11 protein-coding genes and 1 pseudogene are annotated in these 19,630 nt (G+C 45.4%); 9 read left to right on the forward strand and 3 right to left on the reverse strand.

The window, feature by feature from the left end; all coding sequences use genetic code 11:
* Positions 1-167 precede the first annotated feature (167 nt).
* Positions 168-665 (forward strand): fasciclin domain-containing protein, encoded by a 498-nt coding sequence (locus tag ACQEXT_RS00005; protein ID WP_138970520.1) that lies wholly within the window; start codon positions 168-170, stop codon positions 663-665.
* Between the two features lie 55 nt (positions 666-720).
* Positions 721-807, forward strand: a pseudogene (locus tag ACQEXT_RS00010) (flavin oxidoreductase); the annotation flags it as partial.
* 436 nt (positions 808-1,243) lie between these two features.
* Here the strand turns inward: ACQEXT_RS00010 and ACQEXT_RS00015 are convergent.
* Together ACQEXT_RS00015 and ACQEXT_RS00020 are read right to left on the reverse strand one after the other, a co-directional pair.
* Entirely contained in the window at positions 1,244-9,835 is an 8,592-nt protein-coding gene (locus ACQEXT_RS00015) for a hemagglutinin repeat-containing protein (protein ID WP_426950009.1), read from the reverse strand.
* A gap of 16 nt (positions 9,836-9,851) precedes the next feature.
* Entirely contained in the window at positions 9,852-11,468 is a 1,617-nt protein-coding gene (locus ACQEXT_RS00020; protein WP_426950011.1) for a ShlB/FhaC/HecB family hemolysin secretion/activation protein, read from the reverse strand.
* A 683-nt stretch (positions 11,469-12,151) separates the two neighbouring features.
* Here ACQEXT_RS00020 and ACQEXT_RS00025 point away from each other — a divergent pair.
* A complete protein-coding gene (locus ACQEXT_RS00025; RefSeq protein ID WP_426950012.1) occupies positions 12,152-13,417 on the forward strand; it encodes a Rid family hydrolase in 1,266 nt (421 codons plus the stop codon).
* Positions 13,418-13,481: 64 nt separating this feature from the next.
* Here ACQEXT_RS00025 and ACQEXT_RS00030 read toward each other — a convergent pair whose 3' ends face one another.
* Positions 13,482-13,730 carry a hypothetical protein gene (locus ACQEXT_RS00030; protein WP_138970518.1) on the reverse strand — a complete coding sequence of 83 codons (249 nt, stop codon included), beginning with the start codon at positions 13,728-13,730 and terminating at the stop codon, positions 13,482-13,484.
* A gap of 251 nt (positions 13,731-13,981) precedes the next feature.
* Between ACQEXT_RS00030 and ACQEXT_RS00035 the strand changes: the two genes are divergently transcribed.
* The 6 genes from ACQEXT_RS00035 to ACQEXT_RS00060 are packed head-to-tail and all read left to right on the forward strand — an operon-like array spanning position 13,982 to position 19,620.
* Positions 13,982-14,626, forward strand: a complete 645-nt coding sequence (locus ACQEXT_RS00035; protein WP_426950014.1) for a hypothetical protein — start codon at positions 13,982-13,984, stop codon at positions 14,624-14,626.
* Positions 14,627-14,635: 9 nt separating this feature from the next.
* Positions 14,636-15,319, forward strand: coding sequence for an ABC transporter ATP-binding protein (locus ACQEXT_RS00040; protein ID WP_426950015.1), 684 nt, complete (start codon positions 14,636-14,638; stop codon positions 15,317-15,319).
* A complete protein-coding gene (locus ACQEXT_RS00045) occupies positions 15,307-16,566 on the forward strand; it encodes an ABC transporter permease (protein ID WP_426950017.1) in 1,260 nt (419 codons plus the stop codon). Before ACQEXT_RS00040 ends, ACQEXT_RS00045 begins: the two co-directional genes overlap by 13 nt.
* Positions 16,559-17,317 carry an outer membrane lipoprotein-sorting protein gene (locus ACQEXT_RS00050; RefSeq protein WP_426950018.1) on the forward strand — a complete coding sequence of 253 codons (759 nt, stop codon included), beginning with the start codon at positions 16,559-16,561 and terminating at the stop codon, positions 17,315-17,317. The genes ACQEXT_RS00045 and ACQEXT_RS00050 overlap by 8 nt, the downstream gene beginning before the upstream one ends.
* Positions 17,318-18,586, forward strand: a complete 1,269-nt coding sequence (locus tag ACQEXT_RS00055) for a hypothetical protein (protein WP_426950020.1) — start codon at positions 17,318-17,320, stop codon at positions 18,584-18,586.
* A complete protein-coding gene (locus tag ACQEXT_RS00060) occupies positions 18,586-19,620 on the forward strand; it encodes a sensor histidine kinase (RefSeq protein ID WP_426950021.1) in 1,035 nt (344 codons plus the stop codon). The genes ACQEXT_RS00055 and ACQEXT_RS00060 overlap by 1 nt, the downstream gene beginning before the upstream one ends.
* The last annotated feature ends 10 nt before the right edge of the window (positions 19,621-19,630 follow it).

Below are 19,630 nucleotides of genomic sequence, written 5' to 3' on the forward strand. Positions count from 1 at the left end.
ACCAAGTTTCATTTCTAGTATAGGTCATAAGTTGAGTGAAAACTGTTGTTTAGAGTATTAGCGGTTGAGATTTATAAAAATGATCTGTTTACAAATCCGTTGCGTAGACATTAGTGAGCAAGACAACAGCTAAATGGAGCATAGCTCCTCACTTAAAGGATGGACTCATGTTTAAATATACAATTTCACTTACGGTAGCTTTAATCGCGTTATTCACGTTTATGTTGCCAGCACAAGCACACAACCATGGTATGAAAGCGGACATTGTTGATGTAGCGGTCGAAAACGGCTCATTCACTACGCTTGTCGCGGCAGTCAAAGCAGCTGGCTTGGTCGACACGTTAAAGAGCGATGGCCCATTCACCGTCTTTGCACCAACGGATGAAGCCTTTGCTAAGTTGCCAGAAGGCACAGTGGAATCGTTACTTCTACCAGAGAACAAAGATAAGTTGGTCGCAGTGCTTACTTACCATGTTGTTGCAGGAAAGGTAATGGCGGCTGATGTTGTCAAATTGGACAAAGCAACCACTGTGCAAGGACAAGATGTGATGATCAAAGTGGTGGACGGTAACGTCATGGTTGACAATGCCAATGTGGTTGCGACTGACGTCAAAGCTAGCAACGGTGTCATTCACGTTATTGACCAAGTCATTTTACCCAAGTAATTCTCGAAACTAATTCTTTAATCAGGGCAGAGCATCGCTTTGCCCTTTTCTTTGGTTGAGCGGATTCAAAAGCGCTAATCTAGTCGGTACTGTTGACACAGATGTTCAGCCTAACCTCGCTATTGTAAGCTCGGTAACACATTCGGCTCTAAGCCTGTAAGTCGCCCCAATTCCGTACTTCAGTGCCTGTCCTTGTTACGATGAACTTTTATCGGAAGATTGGATTTGAAGCCTTTCATCGTTTGATAGATCTTGTGGTAGCCTCGAATTACTAGATCAACGGTTGGAATAGGCAGTAGAAGAGAACAACAACACAAATTACAAAGCTGATAAATCTGTTGAATTGTGTTCCTTCACTACCCTCTTCATATCTGACTAATATCGCTCCTATCGGCATAGTTCTATTGTTTAGAAAACACCAAATTAGGAATATCAGATATACAGAAATTAGTTGAGGCGCAGAAACTTCATTAATAGTATTAATGCTAAAGACTATTGTGCTTATCCATGTGATAACAATCAGGCTGATCAATGTAATTCTTACTGCTGTACTCATACATTTTCTAGGCCATATTAACTTACTTATTCTGGTCATCTTCTAAATACTCATTTATTGCGGTTTTTATCTCTTTGTCTTCAGGGATTGTCTCATTAACTTTCTTAGACACATCTAGATTATCTAGCAAGGCTTCAACTTTTTCTGCCTTTCCTGGAGCTACTAAGTCTTTAATAATTAGACCAAATAATGCTGTCGTACCTTCTTCAGCAATTTGCTTGGTAAGCTCACCTTTAATTCCTGCGCTGGAATAACTCGCGGCTGTACTAATGCCTTGTGCTGTATACATAAGTGGACCTGCAGGTGTCACCAAACTTGCTTTCGTAGCTAAATCACTAGCATCATCCAACGCTTTGGCACTAGTCGCATCTATGAACGCATCGCTGGCAGCATTTTGCACCATATTACTATTAGTCGCCACACACTCTGGAGTAGCACATGAGTGATAATCTACCATGTAGGATTTACCATCAATGGTGTGTGATACTTGGTATGTACCATTCTGGGAATTGAGCGGTTTGCCTGTTAGGAAGTCAATCTCAACCGCCTTTGTTTCTGGAACTTTAAAGAAGCTATAGCCTAGATCTTGATCCAACAAATACTGCTTCGCTGACTCGTCTAAAGGAATCGACTCTATATCCTGAACAATGTAACGACCTTTTCCTGTTCCGTCTTGTGCTACGATCAATTTACCCTCACTGTTATCAACGAAACTCTTATCGTCTACTTTAGATGTATCTGCAAAGTAGGGAGAAACACCTGAATCATACTTCTCACTTTCCTGAGCTTTGGTATGACGCATTGCATTACGAATTTCTTCCGCTGTATATTTTCCATTGCTCTCAGCTGCTAGCGTATTAGCTAGCTCGTATTCACGTTTACTCAAGAACCGATTGTCAACAGTTACTCCCGGTGTATTGTGTTGAATGGCCGAGTTGATATTGTTTAACCAGATCAATGGCGAACTGTCATTGCCGATATGTTGGTTTACATCACCAGACTTATATTCACCAAGCCCATAATTTTCCAAAACAAACTTAAAGGAATCCTCTGCATAGTTACCAACCAGACCTGCATACTGCTCTTCAAACTCTCCTTTGTCCCCAATTCGCCCTTGGTTAATAGCTGCATGGGTTCCTTCATGTACTATGGTGTTAGTAGCATCAGAACCATTGGTCGTCTCAGCATCATTTATCTCGACTGTGGTCTTTCCGTTTTGAACCAGATGATTACCTTTAGCTCCACCTTCAAACGCCACAACACGTGCTTCATCAATAGTAATCCCCATCACATCTGCATAGGTTTGTAAGTAAACCTCTGTGGCATACTGTTTCGCCTCTGCATTCGCTAAATCAAGGTTGTTCAGGATTTGAGCTGCTCCTGGGTTTTCTAACGCTATCTTCTTTTGGATGTCTAACTCTTTTTGCAGTACATCCATATGTTCGAAGGTGTCTGATACTTCAACCGATTCATCACTGACAACATCAGCAATTGCATTCCCAGCCAAATGTGTCCGCTTAACATCCTCCGCAATAGCCTTCCTGCCATCTTCGGTCAACAGACGGTGATCTACTGTAACATCTATATCCCCCTGCTTACGGTCAACCGTGAACAAATCCTTTTCAGTTTGATCGATATCGCGGTTGAGACGAGACGTGTCGTCGGAAGACTCTAAATCCCCAATGTTTAAGTTACCTTGGCTGATGGTTGCCAACGTCTTGCTCTTGTCGTAACCAGACGTGTTTTTGTATTGAAGGGACGTTGAGTTATTGGTTGAATCCAGCTCACCATTATTGATACCGACACTACTATTAAGGCCTAAGCTTTGGTCTTGACTGTAGCGAGTATTAGAAAGGTCAGCATAGCTCAATGAATCTGTGGTTAAGTTAAGTTTGCCACTGTCTTTGCCTTCCTCATCCAGCGCTGCAATGGTCGCCCCTTTAATATCTGTGTTGCCACCAACATTGATATCTAAGCTACCATTTGACGTTAAGCTGGTTACAACCGTTTGCTTGCTGCTTGTTCGTCCATTAGATGCATTGAAGCCACCATTGCCACCAGTAACATCTCCCATATTAGTAACATCTTTAGCCAAACCTTCAGGGGCCGCACCTTTTCCGTCCGATACACCGCCGCCAGACATCGAAATACCACCACTAATACCTTGACCTTTATGACTCGAACTATAGCGGTCTTGTACTGAAGCGATATTCAAGTCACCACCCACGTCTAGCGTCAAGCTCTCTCCGGCATTAACCGTTGCCCCTTTAATGTTGGTGTCTTGCGCAGAGGTAATACGGATATTGTCTGCGCTTAATTGACTGTTGTTATGCGTGGTTGACGCGGATGTGCTTTGGTTTCGGTTGACGCTTGCATTGAGGTTAATGCCCGATGAGGCACCATACACCGTCATCGATGCACCAATCTTACCAGATTGAGTTTCAGACTTACTGCTGTGAGTATCTTGAGAAGCGGTGATATTCACCTCATTGGCAGCGAGAGACAGGGTATCGTTAGCCGTAAGCTCAGAGCCTTGGATATTCAGTTGATTGCCCGTGTTATTACCAGCGCTTATCTTGATATTTTGCCCACTTAGCGCAGATCCCACTGAGGTGGTCGTTTGAGAGCTAGACTCGGTTTGGCTTGCTTCAATATCTAAATGAAGGCCTGCATTGAAGCCATAGGTGCCCGAGCTTTGCGCTGCGGCTGCCGTTTGCTGAACCAGCAAGGTAGTTTTTGAAACGACATCTTCAGCAGCCAGCGCTACGCCTGCGACATACCACGCTTCATCGCTTTTCACTTCGCTGATTAGGTCATTGAGCTCTTCGATATCTTCAAACGTAACGCCTGGTTTTTTGTCCGCGAACTCTTGTTCTAAGGTGCGGAGTGTCGACTCTAGAGAATCCAAACCTTTCTTATACTGTTTATAGTCTTGCTCAGCTTGTTTAAGTTTCTTCGTTGATTTTTGGAGCGCTTGCGCCGCTTTTGCGACCTCCACAGCTTGGTGCTGAACAACCAAGCTCGCTTCCGCTTTACCATGAATTTCTTCACGTTGTTCACTGAGCGCGTCTACCGCCTCGATAATGGTCACGTTCTCTTTTGCGGCAAGCGTTAAATCACCAGACTGGTCTTGGTTGCTATCTGCGACCAGAGTAGAGCCCTCGACCAAAATAGACGACTCAGCATCCATTGACAGATTATCACCTGCTGCAATCACACTCCCTTTATGGCTTAGTGAATCACTTTGCTGTTTGACTTTATCGTAGGTCGCCTCACCAAGCGATATCTTAACTTGACCGTCTTCAACATTTACTCCATCAAACCCATCCCCCAAACTGACTGACAGTTTTTCTTCACTGCTGAACGAACGAGTATTTTCTTTCGCCGCAAGAATGGAGACATCGCCTGTATCGGCGGTTAAGTCTATATTCTTATCAGCTTGAAGCTCAGAACCAATAACGGTCACTGAACCCCCATTGACCGAGAGGTTTCCGCCTGATTGAATCACACTCGACTGAGCAGTAGAGCTTTGCTGACCTTCACGTTTTTTCTCCATCTCAAACAGGTTACCGCCACTTAGGAACTTGGTTTTCTCATCCCACTCTTGACTCTGCTTTAATACTTCCCCGGCCGCAATAAGCACATCATTGACCGCTTCAAGGCTTACGCTGCCACCACTGGCTACTTCACTGGCAATTAGACCAATATCTTTGCCTGCGATAACCGTGGTGTTGCCCGAGTTAATCAAGTAGCTGCTGTTAAGCAAAGTGGCGTCATCAAGGCTGCCTTGGTTACTGCCACTTAGCCCGGCAAAGCCTTTCTTGATGGTTTCACGTCGTTCAAATTCTTTGTAAGTTTGAGCAGCCATGGTCACATCACCATCGGCAGATAAATTCACTTCACCGCCAGCATTCAGAGAAGAACCAATAACATTGATGTTACTATCGCCACCCGCAGTAATCGCTGAATCTAAGTTTTGCGCTTTAATGCTAATGTCATTACCAGCCGTAATCGCACTGCCTTTCACCTGCTCTTGATAAGTTTCATTGATGGTGGTTTTACTGCGACCAAAAGACTTCTTCGAAACAGTTTTGTCGTAGTGGTACTCGCTATCATTAACGGCAATAATGTTGACATCACCCTTGGCTTTAAGATTTGCAGTTTGCTCCGCTGAAACCGTACTCCCTGATAACGTAATATCGTTTTGAGCCTGCATAGAGACATTCTTGCCCTCAAGCATCGACCCTTGGTGCTGCTCACTACGATTGATTTCAGTATAATTTGAGCGATAGGTATGATCTGATTGTTTATTAAGCGCGGTTTGAACGGTAATGTCATTGCCCGCTGCCAAGCTAAGGTTCTCGCTTGATTTCACTTGGCTCGCAGTGACGGCAATATTTTGATCCGCACTCATCGTTAGGTTTCCACCCGTTGTAACATTCGCGCCAATTTGAGTAGTTTCACTTTCTCCTGCTCGCCATCCTCGCGCGGTGACGTCGTAGCCATGAGTTTCTTCTTTCGAGCTAACAGTGATGTCGTGCCCAGCATTTAAGTTGGCGTCTCCATTGGCTTTAATATCAGCCGCATGGTTTTCAATGTTCTTACCCGCTTTCAGAGCCAAGTTGCCCGTTGAGGTAATGGCAGCAGTCTGACCAACATCCGTGAACGTGCCACGGTTGTTGCTCAGAGAAGCTGTGCTGGTTGTCACTCGGGTCTCATTAATAATGCTGCCATTGGTTGCTTCAAGTGAGACATCGTGGCCTTCAATATCACCACTTAGGTTGATGATATCTTTCTCGGCAGTTAACGAGACATCTCCGCCACTAGCAATAGTGCCACCAATATTGGTGATGCTGTTTGAGCTGTTTACACTAAGACTTGAATCTGCTGACAAGTGGCCGCTATTGGTTAGATCGCCAGCATCGATAGTGACATTAGAACCTGCAATTTGAGCGCCGATGCTCAAGTTATCGATGGTTGCCTGCGCTAGGTAAAGTTTAGGTGCTAGCACTTTCTGGCCGTTGACTTCAATTTCTTCGTACCAAAGGATATCTTGAGTCAAACTTGCGACTTGAGAAGAAGAAAGTGCAATGCCCGCTGTCAGGTTGAGTGATGCTTTCTGAGATGCTGCAGCGTCTATCAGTTGTTGCATTTGGTCTAATTGGCTTCCTACCGAAGCATTTAAGTACTGTTGACCCGTTTGCTCAAAAATGGCTTGGCTAATGATGCGTGAATCATATAATGCATCACCTAAGAACTTAACATCGGCCTCTGGGTTGAAGCCCACACGACTCATAAAATAATCGGACCCTAAGAAGTTGCCCATATTGGTTAATAGCGGGTTAGTTTCAATAAGGTACTTACCTTTCGGGTCAGGTGAGAGAATAAATAACCCATTTGGCGAAGTCGGGAACACGAAATCCGGAAAGGCAATATCATTTATGTTTGCAAACGTGATAGTCGGTCCCGTGACCGATGCCGATGATGTCGCCTTTAATTTGGACGCAGATTTCGTTGGCTGAACAGCGGTGGCGTTTGCCTTAAGCGTGGAGTTATTGACTTTGTTAGCAACGTTAAGCGTTAAATTGTTGCTGGCAGTGATAGAAGAATTAAGCTGGCCTGAAGAGCCTGTTTTGACTTTGCGAGTGTTGGTTCGATCGAACATAATGTTATTAACCCAATAACTACATCCCGAATTACTTGCGCAGCCATCTTGTTCAATCGAATAGTCATAATATGTTGTATATTCAGAGAACTCATAGCCTTGGTTGGTCAAAGTACTTGCGTTAATGTTTATGTTGTTTGCAGCCATCTGACTTGCTTTGTTCAAAACATTTGTCGCTTGAATTGCCAAGTCATTTTTGGCAATAATTCGAGCAGACGCACTAGCACTATTAAGCTGAAGCCCCTCTTTTAAAACAGATACAGTAAACGTATCACCAGATACAACAGTATAAACATCGTGGCAATACACACTGTCACCACTATTACTCTCATTACACCGCTCGCTATATTCTATATCAGGCCTATGCTTACTATCTGTCGCGTTATATTTCGGACCATATTCCGCACGTTTGTCAGTGGTAGACGTATTACTGATATCTAATGTCGTTCGTTTATTGGTAAGCGTATTAGTGTAAATGCCAATATCACCGCCCAATGACTCGATAGTGCCAGAGCTATTCGTGACGCTAGAACTCTTCTGTTTTGCTGCATTTTTGGCAATTAATAAATCATGTCCAACCACAACATCTGATGTATTGTGCAGCGTATTGGAGTATAGGTTTGCATTGTTGCCCGCATAGATCAGTCCTTGGTTATTAATCGCATTTGTTACCACTGTGGTTAAATCCGCAAGAGCAATTAACCCACCTTTATTGACCAATGAGCTCACCGTCAAATTAAGGCTGTCTAACGCCTGAAGCGTGCCTGAGTTATCAACGTCGGCTGCAGAAAGGGTGACATTTTCCCCCGAAATCGTCCCTGACGAACTATGAGTAAAGTTGTTGGTTAAGAAAATAGAAGTGTCACCACTAGCCGTCAAAGTTCCATTATTTGATAAACTTTGAGCAGACAAATTTAAGTCTTGCCCTACAATCGCTTGAGCTTTGTTGGTGACAGATGAGGCCGTTATGTTGAGGTTACCCTGCGTTTCGATATCGCTCTGTATGTCTAAACTTGTCGTGTTGATTTGCAGGTCACCGACACTGGTTAGAGACCCTTGCTGCTCAAGGTTAGTAGCATCGATAGAAAGCGTACCACCCGAGTGGGTGCTGCCTTTGTTCGACAAATCACTAGTATCAATTGATAACTGATCAATGGCACTTACTTGCGCTGTAGAATCTATATTAACGCTTGATGTGGAGGCTAGATCGAGCTTTGTTGCTTCCACTGTCCCCGTAACATTAATTGCCTCACCGGTTACTCTAAAGGCTTGTTTAGCTTGGGTCTGACCCGATAAAGTTGCACTTTTAACGCTAATTGAAATGTCTTGTTCAGCGATTAATTGACCACTTTGCTCTAACGACTCTGCGTTGACTGCTATTTGATTGGCACTCGTTTCGCCCTCATGCGTTAGCGTATTCGCATCAAGTGTAATTGTACCATTGCTGGTAAGTTGGCCTTTTTGAGTCAGACTCTGAGCATTGAGTGTGGTATTACCCGTCGATTGAAGGTTGGCCTCTTGCCCAATGTCTAACGTCGATTGCGCCTTCACAGATAGTAAATTGGAGGTAATCTGACTATCAAGGTTTGCAGAGTTCACCTCTATCTGAATAGAATCTGCAGTCAGTGCGCCAGAGCCGGCTAAAGTTAGCTGTTCTGCATCAACCTCTACCGCAGCGCTTGCGTTAATCTCTCCGTCATTTTCAATGGTTTCAGCGTCTGTGAGTACAATATCACTCGCCGTAATTTCACTGTTTGAGTCCAGTGATAATGAGGTAACCTGGCCTGATACGTCGCCTTGAGAGGCGACTTTGCTGTCTTGTAGAGAAATTTGGTTAGCTTTAATGTTAAGTTCAGCATTCGCATTGGTTTGGTTATTGTTCTTGATACCACTGAATAACTTGCTGTTTTGCGCCGTGACACTCTCGTCCACTGTTAACTCAACCAAATCCCCAGCCGTGACTGTTGTTTGATTCAATACTAGGTTATCGGCGCGAACCTTGAGCTGCTCTTGCGCCACTTGCTGGTTGGTTAACGCCACTTCTTGGCTACTCGTAATGTCGATATTCTTTGCACTCTGAGCTGACGCAAGCTGCACTTTGCCATCGGCTGTTAACACAATGTTTCCGACATTCGAGACAAGATTACCTAGGTTCACGCCTACACCATCTTCAGTCGCGACCAAAGAGATACGCCCTGCGTACATTCCTCCAATAGCGGACGAGTCAATGGCGAGTGCTGGCTTACTCGTCGATGTTGAGGTTTTTTCAGTTACTTGATTGCTCTGGTAACGGACCTTGTTATGGCCCGTGATTACAGATAGATCGTTGGCATGTATATTGGCATTTATCTCGGCAGTACGACTGATAATATCGAAATAGGTTTGGTTGGTGGCATCTAGCCCCAGCCCTTCAATCGTCACACTCCCTTCGGAAACATCAAAGCCAGTCAACTGACCATTATTTAGCTCTGGAGCCCCTGTCGATAACGTCACTCGAGGGGTATTAATAAAACCACACCCGTCACAGGTTATGCCGTATGGGTTGGCCAAGATGACATTGGCTTGTTGGCCGAATACTTCTGTGTAGCCTTCAAGCTGACTGCGGTTTGCCCCTGTGACTTCATTTAAAATTACGTCGGCAGCACGGCCTTTGAGATTGGGGTTATTTTGCAGTAGCCCGCCAAGCTGAGACTGACTGAGTTGTTGGGTCGAGTTATTGAGAATTAGTCCTTGAGAGTCAACATCGAACTTTTGGTATTTGTTGTGAGACAGTCCTTTGTTGTTCGGGGTGGCGATATTGACCACCACAACGCCGTTACCCGCCTGAGTTTTGCTGGTATTCGCCGAGTTGCCATCAATCACGACATTGGCAAGAGCCGGATGAATGGTTAGAACACCACATAATGTGTATGTCAGCCACACACTGCCTTGGGTTACACGCTTATCCATAATCTACCTGCCAAATTTATATTGAGACATCTACGCGGTAATAGACCACGTAATCATCGGCATTGAGTCGTGACGGGGCTTCAATCGGAACACCTATAGCGAGTGAGCTTGAAGCGTATTTAGCCTGCGAGTTTAATGACCAACTGGTGCCAAGCAGCGAACCGCCTTCATATTGGTCTCGGTTGTCTTCAACGATGGTGCCTGTGTCTAAAGCCAGCACAGTAGTGATTTGTCCGATGTACGGCCACTGACCGATTCGATAAGTCAAATCATTGCGCCAGTAATAGCCTTCATCACCGGAGAGGGAAGTTCCTTTAAAGCCTCTGACCGAGTATTCGCCACCAATGCTGATACGTTCAGCGCCATATAGAGTGTCGTTGCTCCATTGACCAAACAGGGTACTGGTCATCGTTAGAGAAGGGGCGATAGGGTAGGTGTAGCTTGCTGTCAGGGAGCCTTTTACAAATTCAGCGTTGGCTAGCGCCGGATCACTTGATAGGGTTTCTTCTCCACCAAACCAGTCCGTCCCGATAGCCATTTTCGGAGCTACACTCAAAAAACCGCCTGCCAGACGGGTACTGTGTTGCCAACTTAATCCAGCAGAAGAGAGATTTCTTGAACTGGCTTCGACAAGAGAGCCCAAAATGTAGTTTTTTTCTCGGCGGTGTTTAACGCTGGCTCTAAGTGAAGACTTGCTGACGCTGTCTCTGAACAACAACCATTTAATGTCGAGATCATGGCTATTGGTTTGACCCGATGAATCAAACGTGAAGCCCTGATTAGTAAAGGTGGTGTGATAGGTGCTGTATGAGGTGCGAAAACCGACATTCCAATAACCGTAAGGGATGTCAACGCCAAGATAGAGGCTTTCGGAGTCTTTTGAATCGATATAGGCCGCGCTTTTGGTTGCAGTAAGGCTCCACTGGTCAAGGCGTTTGAATAGGTTGTCTGCCGTTACGCTAAGTGAAATCTGCTGCTCTCCGGTGGATTTCTGGCCGCTGTTGTTGAAGCCAGCGTCTACGGAGCCTAACTTGTGTGGAGCAGACTGAATATCAACAATTGAGTAACCCTGCTGGGCTGAAGGAAGAAGTTTGATTTGTGCATTGTATCGAGACAAGCGGTTGACCTGATCCAGACCTTGTTCTATATCCCTTAGGTTGAGTACCTTGCCCGAACTATCGGGTAGTGCCATATCTAACGCGCCAGACTCCTGACCGTTAAACAGGACTTTCTCTACTTTTCCTTCCAGTATGACTAGCTGTAAAACCCCGCCAGAGAGATCTTGGGGAGTCATAAACGCACGCGATGTGACATAGCCTGCCTGCATATAATGATTAGAAATATTACGCAGGTACTCATTGATGGTATTGAGTCCGATACAGCCTGACTGAAAGCCACTGATATCCGTCAGTGTGTGGCGGTCGTAAATGGTATTGCCTTCGAAAACGATGGTATTAATCTCGATACACTGGCTGCTCTCTATTGGTTTGGGCTGAGGCAGGCTAGGCGTTGGGACAAGTTCCTGAAGCGACTGAGTGTTCTGCTCAAGCTGCTCTAAACGCTGCTTTTGCTGATTTTCAATATCTTGCGTTGTTAATGGGCCAATCGGTAACTCAGAGGCCTGTATCACCATCGGGGTTAGGCTTAATACGATTAGCCACGTCCCCCTCCCTGAATGTGAACAATAAGGTTTGTCTATGCGAGATAATGGCAACAGATACGGCATGATGTGTGATATGTGTCTGGGTTATTTGTCTGGTGAATGTAATCTTTATCACATTTGAATCGCTTGAGTGCATTCTAGTCGATAGAAAATGACTAAATTGCAGAAGGGTTCACATCACTCTTAGCTATATATGATATTGATATCAATAAAAATGATGGGTTTGATGAGTGATAGAAGCTTTTGGTTAGTGGGGGGACAGGCCGACAAAACTTTATGCACTTCTGGCGAGTGAAACCGCGCTCAAATCCGCTTTGCTATGGTCGAAAGGCGAGTATGTTGTGAGGCCGATATCAGAAACGAACGAAATCCTTCAGTGTTGAGAAGATTTTGCTTGGGTAGGTATGCACTATTACCGCAAAACTACATTGAAATCATTGGATGGTTTCAATGGTTGATTGATAATTGATGGATATTTAGTCTGCCCGTGCTTAAATATCCACAATTCATCGTTGTGCTAGTGACCACATAATTTGATTTTAGTCACAATGACTTTTATTTTATTTCTCTACTATCTCGCCACTTATTTAACAAAACTAAACCCTACCAAAATAAAGATATAAATAAATCTTAATAGAAGGATAAGCATCGAAATGAGTGGCGGAATTATTAAGGTCTCAAGAAATACTGAACTGGCTCCAATTAACCCATTATCAACACAGAGTGTGGCGTTTTCTCACTACAACAATATTTCAGCGCAATTACCGATCGATCCTAACACTGGTCATATTGTCGCTGGTGATATTAAGCAGCAGGCGAAGCAATGTCTTGAGAATATTAAAGCGATCGTAGAGAGCATTAATCATGTTATGGATGATGTGGTAAAAATTCACGTTTTCCTCAAGGATATGTCTGATCTTCCTGCTATTGATGAAGTGTACGCGACGTTCTTCCAAAACCTATTACCAGTAAGAACGGTTGTTGCAGTTGATGCCCTTCCATTAGGTGACGCGCTAGTGCAAATGGACGCTTTAATTTCTAATGGCGAAGGGACTGCACCTCAAGAACCATGCCCGTTGATTAAGCTGTCGAGAAATACAGAGCAAGCACCAGTGCACTCACTATCCACACAGACAGTTGCATTCTCACACTACAACAATGTGTCAGCACAGTTACCAATCAATCCACAGACTGGTGAGATCGTTGCGGGTGGCGTTAAAGAGCAGGCGGCACAGTGTCTACAAAACGTGAAAGCAATCCTAGAAAGTATTGATGTACCGTTTGACGACATTGTAAAAGTGGGAATTTATCTAAAAGACTTGGCTGACTTAGACGCAGTGAATGAAGTCTACAGCACTTTCTTCCCAGATTCAGCGATTGCTCGCACTGTCGCTTATGTTCCTGCACGTACGGTAGCCGCTGCAAAAGAACTACCGCAGCAAGCGTTAGTTCAGATTGATGTTGTTGTTTCTCATGGTGACGGTACGCCACCACAAGAAGTCGAAGATCGACATGGCATTGTGATCCGTGCAAACAATACTGAGAAGGCGCCGTTAAGCCCATTGTACACTCAGACAGTCGCATTCTCGCATTACAACCATATCGCTGCGCAGTTGCCTGTAGATCCGCAATCAAACCAGATTGTTGCTGGTGGTGTGAGAGAGCAAGCAGAGCAATGCTTAAACAACATCAAAGCGATCGTTGAAAGCGTTAACCATGTTATGGACGATATTGTTAAGGTGAACATTCAGTTGCGAGATATTGCGGATCTGGAAACGGTGAATGACGTTTATACTCGTTACTTTGACGGTGATTTACCCGCAAGAACGGTTGTTGGTGTCGCGGCAATTCAACAAGACGCCTTGGTTCAGATCGATGTAGTGATGTCGAATGGTGAAGGTACACCACCACAACACTGATATTAATTTGTCATTAAAATAAAACCTGTTCAATGAACAGGTTTTAATTTCTAACTGTGCGGTTTTAGTGCTTACGGCTTGGACCGTTGCGCACCAAATCTTGTCCTGTTTGGAACACTTCTTCTGTAACCCAACGGCCTAAAATGAGTTGGTGCTTATCGTCTAGTACAGCAACGAATCGGCGGCCGTCCTGGTTGTTGGTTGCCATGGCAACGCCTGCGGCATTCTTAAGCTCTAACACACCGCTCTCGACGGCGATAAGGAAAGCTTCAAGTTCTGCTAAATCAGCAATAATTTTGTCGTCTTTGATCATCGGAGTTATCTCTTTGCTCTAACCTTCTCTGCATGTTTTTGTTATTCAGAGAGGTGATTCTTATTTTGTCGCTACTTTAACGATCATAGTGGCTAAAATCCACTGCTGCACCCTAGGTTGGCCTCAACCGCTTGCCATTTAATCCGTGTTTGTGCCATTCACGCCTTTGAATGGCCGTTCGTCGCATTGCTCTGAATACTTTTTTCTCTGAGCGTAATCTTTGACCATCACACGATCAAAGGAATAGTCAGATGAAAACAGTAACATTCGCTAGCTTCATTCTATGTAGCTTACTCACAGCCTTTCCCTCGTATTCTACGCCAACAGAGGCCGTCATCGCCGAATACAACTTGGCAGCGGAAGGTGACGAAGACAAAGTGGAGCAAGTTCACCAGCAGTTAGAGCAGCAGATTGCAGAGCATGGTGCTGATCCGCTGAGCCTTGTCTACTTGGGCAGTACCCAGACATTAATGGGCCGTGATGCTTATATGCCGTGGAACAAGATGAAATACACGGAGCAGGGGCTTGCGACGATCAGTAAGGGGCTCGATCTATTAGCCAGCCAATCGACGCCAATTGAACAGCAACAGATTCGTCAGGGACTGCCAGAGTCATTACTGGCTAGATCGATTGCAGGTGCGACGTTCACTTCGCTTCCCGATATGTTCAATCACTTCGAACGAGGCTACGACTTATATATTGAACTGCTTGCTGACGAGTCGTTTAAACAGCAGGACTACGATGCAATCTCTTGGGTTTATCTCTACGCAATACGTGCTGCACTTCGAGCGGAAGATAAGCATCAGGCACAGCAATGGATATCAGATATGCAAGCAAAAGCGCCGCAACATCCATTGACTCTTCAGGCGCAAGCCCTTGTTGATTCAGCAGCTTAAGGTGGCGTTATGATTAACTTCCAGCAAATCAGTAAGCAGTATTGCATTGGTCAGCAGCAAGTGAACGCACTGAGCGAAGTCAGTGGTCAGATTGCCAAGGGAGAAATGGTTGCACTCTGTGGTCCCTCTGGTTCAGGCAAAAGTACTTTGCTTAATATCCTTGGTCTTCTCGACATGGATTATCAAGGAATCGTCGAGTTGTCCGGCCAACCTTATCCCAAAAATCCGCTCAAAGCGGCTCAAATGCGTCGTCACCAGCTTGGTTTCGTGTTTCAAAAGTTCAACCTGATCCCAGTAATGACGGCTTGGGAAAATGTTGCCTATCCACTTATGCTCAATGGGTTTTCTCAAGCCGAGCAAAAGAAACAGGCTCAAGCGATTCTCGCAAAAGTTGGGTTAGCGGAATTTGCCAACCATAGACCTGACAACTTGTCAGGAGGCCAGCAACAGCGCGTTGCGATCGCGAGAGCTCTGGTACATAAGCCGCAAATGGTGATAGCCGACGAGCCAACCGCAAGCTTGGATAGCCATACCGCTTCGGTCGTGATTGATTTGATGAAAAACCTAGGCCATCAGTTAGGCACCACATTCATTGTCGCCACTCACGACCCACGCATGGCTATTCAGTGCGATCGAAGCATCGATTTGCTTGATGGAACAGTTAACAAGGAGCCAGTCAAATGGGCAAGCTGATCCCTGGTTCGATTCGAATCGCTTATCTAAACCTACAACGCAACAAACGTCGTAGCGTACTGTCGATATTGATTGTTGCTATCGCTATATTTGCTCTGACATCGGCGGGTGGGTTTGGCCTCTATACCTATGATTCACTTAAGGAATCAACCGCAAGAGATACTGGGCATCTCACCATAAGTCAGCCGGGATATTTCGAGCAAGATGAAGATATGCCTCTGGCAAACGGGATTGCAGATGGAGGGGCTCTAACCACTCGTTTGTTGGCCAGTGATAAGGTTCGTGGAGTCCAACCCCGCGTAGAATTTACAGGCCTAGTGTCGAATGGCAGCAAATCGACGATTTTTGTTGGCACTGGCGTTAATGAACGCGAGTTCGATATGAAAGGTCCCTTTCTTGATGTTCGAGAAGGTAAAACGCTTTCGAGTACCCAATCATCTCGGTACGAACCGAGCGAACCAGAAGTGATGCTTGGTATCGATTTGGCGCGTAACCTCAGTGTCAAAACCGGTGACTGGGTCACTTTACTCGCCACAACCAGTGATGGTGCGCTCAATGCCTATGATTATAAAGTTCGCGGCATCTATTCAACCGGCGTTCCTGAGCTCGATAAACGTCAGTTGTATCTTCATATCGATTCTGCGCAGCAACTGCTGAACAGCAACAAAGTGAGTACCTTGTCGGTGTTTTTGTTTGATACTAAACAAACCGAGTCTATGGCGCTTTGGGTTAACCAGCAGTTATCTCAAATGAACTTAGCTCAGCCGCTAGAGGTGACACCTTGGCAGCAAAGGGCGTTTTTCTACAGCAAAGTCAAAGACCTATATGACCGAATTTTTGGCATCATGGGCGCGGTCATGGCTTTGGTTGTATTCGTTGCTCTGTTTAACACAATGACAATGTCCGTGACAGAACGCACTCGCGAGATCGGCACCTTATCCGCATTAGGGACTTATCCCAATGAGATCGTTTCTGGTTTTGTTCGAGAGGCCGCGCTGCTTGCCGTGATCGGCTCTATGATTGGTGGAGTATTGAGTTTACTGGTCAGCGGTTTGCTTATGGTGGTTGATGTACAAATGCCACCCCCACCGGGGCGAACCGAAGGCTATCCACTTAACATCTATTTCTCGCCAGAACTTCTGACAATGACAGCGCTAGGCGTACTCATTATTTGTGTCGTCGCCGCTTGGTTGTCCGCATCAAAAGGCGTTAAAAAGCCTATTACGGAGGCCCTTATCTATGTTTAATACTTTGATTAAAGCCACAATGGCGCTGTTACTCACCTTGTCGGCCAGTTCATCAATGGCTAAAGACGTTGAAACCATGGTGAAAAACGCGGATCACTATCGGCTGGATTCTGACTCAGCTAAGGTCGTTTCTCTGGTCAGTCTGTATGAGAATGGGGAATTAGATAAAACTCGCGAATACAACGTATACACTCGTGAGAAACGGGAGTCGTTGGTGCTGTTTAAATCCCAAGTTGAAGCGGGACAGAAAATGTTGATGTTGGGAGATAACTACTGGTTAGTGATGCCTAAGAGTCGTCGACCCATTCGGATTACTCCGATGCAAAAACTGCTTGGAGAAGCGTCGGTTGGAGATATATCAACCTTGACCTGGAGTGAGGATTATCAGGCGACATTTGTCAAACCTGAGCAGATGGAAATCGAAGGTCAGGCTCGCTCGGTCAACTATTTGCGCTTAAGGGCGACAACTAAAGGCGCAAGCTACGCCAAAATTGACCTGTGGCTCAATGAGAGTGATGACTTTCCGATCAAAGCGGATCTGTACCTACACTCGGGTAAACTGGCCAAACAGGCTTGGTTTACGTCCGGAGAAAGGGAAGGTAAACAGCGCGTGGTTGCTATGACGCTTCTCGATCAAATTCAGCCAGCGAAGAAAACGGTGATTGAGTATCAAGAGATCACGCCGTTTGAGTTAGACGATAAATACTATAACCCTGCTTATCTCACGCGAAATGCTTTGTCGGAGTTGTAGATGAAAACATCTGTTGTGGCTATAGCATTGATAGGGGTGGCGTGTTCGGCAAACAGTCAGCCGTTTGAATTTGATTGGGATATGACTCTAAGTGGCAGTTCTGCTCAACATCGACATTCAAAGCTTCTCGGGTCTGCGGATTCAGCGAGTACTGAAGAGATCGATGCCGTTGTCGACGTCCAATTTGAAGGATACGGAGTGACGGGATTGTTAGCGGCCAAAGGAAGCCAAATTTACAGTTCGGACTCGACGCAGAGCTATCAAGGTGAATTGATCGCACAAGAACTGTTTTGGCAGGGCAGTATGGAACTTTTTTCTCAGCCCGTGGATCTGACGATCGGTAAAGTCAGGTTAGACTGGGGCGTCGGCTATGGTTACAGACCGCTCGACCTTTTCAAACCCTACCGACGTAACCCTGTTGGAATTCAGGTTGAAGAGGGGACAGGCACTGCAATGGCGTCGTATTTTGACTCAGCAGGAGAGTGGAGTCTCTACTACACCGATTCTTCGTGGACCAAACAGCAGAGCAGTGATCTCGAACAAGCTTCTGAACAACAAGGCGTAGGGATTCGGCGATATGTGCTGAGTGGTGATAACGAATGGCAGATGCTTGCTTATTACGATGATGTTCGCCATGGCGTGTTAGGGGGCTCTTTGGTCACAGTTGTGGATGAAGCTTGGTCCCTGCATGGCTCGGCTGTTTATCAAAACCACTACCTTGGCTACCGTCAAAATGAACAAAATAGCCCAGTGACGCTTGAAGAGTACAACGACGGTTATCAAGCGTTATTGGGGCTTAATTGGGCTAATGCAACAGGTCATAATGTCATCGTTGAATATTGGTTTGACAGTCGTAGCTGGAGCAATAGCGACTGGCAGGAGGCTTATCAGAGAGTGGAATTGCTTAATAGTGATGCCATGCTCGCGCCGTTAACATCCTCCTACGCACAAGGGCTCAATCACGCCAATCTAGTGCAACACAACCTGATGATTCACTGGTCAATGAACTCGACTGGATGGAGCCATTGGCCTTGGACTCGACAGCTATTATGGTTTGATAAACTCACGCCAACCTTCGATCTACTCTATTCACCACAAGATCAGGGGGTCATCGCCACGCAATGGATCGAGTACCTGATGTATGATTCGGGAAGCGCTTCACTATTCGCGGAAGTTGCGGCTCGTTTTATGACAGGAAATCAAGACTCGTTGTATGCAAATCTACTAGATAAGCGTATGATTTTTCTTAACCTGAGAGGGAAGTTTTGATGAATAATTCCGTCACTTATGCTTCGAACGCAATCAAAAGTTTTGGCTACACAACGATTTTTTGTGCGGTTATTGCGTTCGTTACTCAGTCGATTTGGTCGAGTCCTTACAATGAGCATCTGGCGATCAGCCTGGGTTATGGCTATAGCTCAGTGATTGGATCATTGTTGCTTAGCTGGTGGTTTCCACAGCTCTCCAATCGTGTAGTAACCGCGATATCGCTGGCAGGCGCTATGGTATTTGGTACGATGAATGCCTACTGGTGGCTAAGCATTTATGATCGATTCGCCGACCTTAGCCAGCTCAAACCCGTGATGGTACTTGGTTTTATCTTCTCCGTGACCTGCTTCTTTTATTTTTATACTCATGAGCAAAAGTTACTGGCGCAAAAAGAGTTAGAAACCGCGAAACGCATCCAGTCTGAGCAAGAAAAAGCACTGGTTTTAAGTCAGTTACGACAGCTACAGAGTCAAATTGAACCTCATTTTCTATTCAATACATTGGCGAATGTAAATGCGTTGATTAGCCATGATCCAAAAACTGCTCAGCATATGTTGGATAAGTTAACCGAGCTGTTGCGAGGAACGCTGCACAACAGTCGCCAGTCTCATTCGACGTTGGAAGCAGAGCTCAATCTGGTTGATGCTTACTTAGCTATTCAACAGATTCGTTTGGGTGAACGGCTCAGTTATCAGATAAATAACTTGCTCGATCATGCTTTGCCATTAGCGCCTTTGTTACTGCAACCCCTTGTCGAAAATGCTATTCAGCATGGAATTGAGCCCAAAGCGGAAGGCGGTGAAGTGTTGATCGAAATATCGCAGCAAAATCAAATGATCAACATTGAAGTGACAGATAGCGGAGTGGGCTTGGGCAATGTTGCGACTAAAGATGGTCATGGCATTGGGCTGGAGAACACACGAGAGCGAGTTAAAGCGTTGTACGGTGATGAGGCTAGCCTGTCGATTAGACAAGTTGAAACCGGAGGGGTTAAGGCCGTGATTCAGATCCCTATCGATAAATTGACACTTTAAGCAGGGAGCA

It is taken from the genome of Vibrio sp. TRT 29B02, assembly GCF_050113655.1.
GTDB lineage: Bacteria > Pseudomonadota > Gammaproteobacteria > Enterobacterales > Vibrionaceae > Vibrio.

What these genes read in the sequence shown, in the direction of transcription:
- ACQEXT_RS00005 (WP_138970520.1), top strand. Translation starts at nt 168, where the DNA reads ATGTTTAAATATACAATTTCACTTACGGTAGCTTTAATCGCGTTATTC.
- ACQEXT_RS00015 (WP_426950009.1), bottom strand. Translation starts at nt 9,835, where the DNA reads ATGGATAAGCGTGTAACCCAAGGCAGTGTGTGGCTGACATACACATTA.
- ACQEXT_RS00020 (WP_426950011.1), bottom strand. Translation starts at nt 11,468, where the DNA reads ATGGTGATACAGGCCTCTGAGTTACCGATTGGCCCATTAACAACGCAA.
- ACQEXT_RS00025 (WP_426950012.1), top strand. Translation starts at nt 12,152, where the DNA reads ATGAGTGGCGGAATTATTAAGGTCTCAAGAAATACTGAACTGGCTCCA.
- ACQEXT_RS00030 (WP_138970518.1), bottom strand. Translation starts at nt 13,730, where the DNA reads ATGATCAAAGACGACAAAATTATTGCTGATTTAGCAGAACTTGAAGCT.
- ACQEXT_RS00035 (WP_426950014.1), top strand. Translation starts at nt 13,982, where the DNA reads ATGAAAACAGTAACATTCGCTAGCTTCATTCTATGTAGCTTACTCACA.
- ACQEXT_RS00040 (WP_426950015.1), top strand. Translation starts at nt 14,636, where the DNA reads ATGATTAACTTCCAGCAAATCAGTAAGCAGTATTGCATTGGTCAGCAG.
- ACQEXT_RS00045 (WP_426950017.1), top strand. Translation starts at nt 15,307, where the DNA reads ATGGGCAAGCTGATCCCTGGTTCGATTCGAATCGCTTATCTAAACCTA.
- ACQEXT_RS00050 (WP_426950018.1), top strand. Translation starts at nt 16,559, where the DNA reads ATGTTTAATACTTTGATTAAAGCCACAATGGCGCTGTTACTCACCTTG.
- ACQEXT_RS00055 (WP_426950020.1), top strand. Translation starts at nt 17,318, where the DNA reads ATGAAAACATCTGTTGTGGCTATAGCATTGATAGGGGTGGCGTGTTCG.
- ACQEXT_RS00060 (WP_426950021.1), top strand. Translation starts at nt 18,586, where the DNA reads ATGAATAATTCCGTCACTTATGCTTCGAACGCAATCAAAAGTTTTGGC.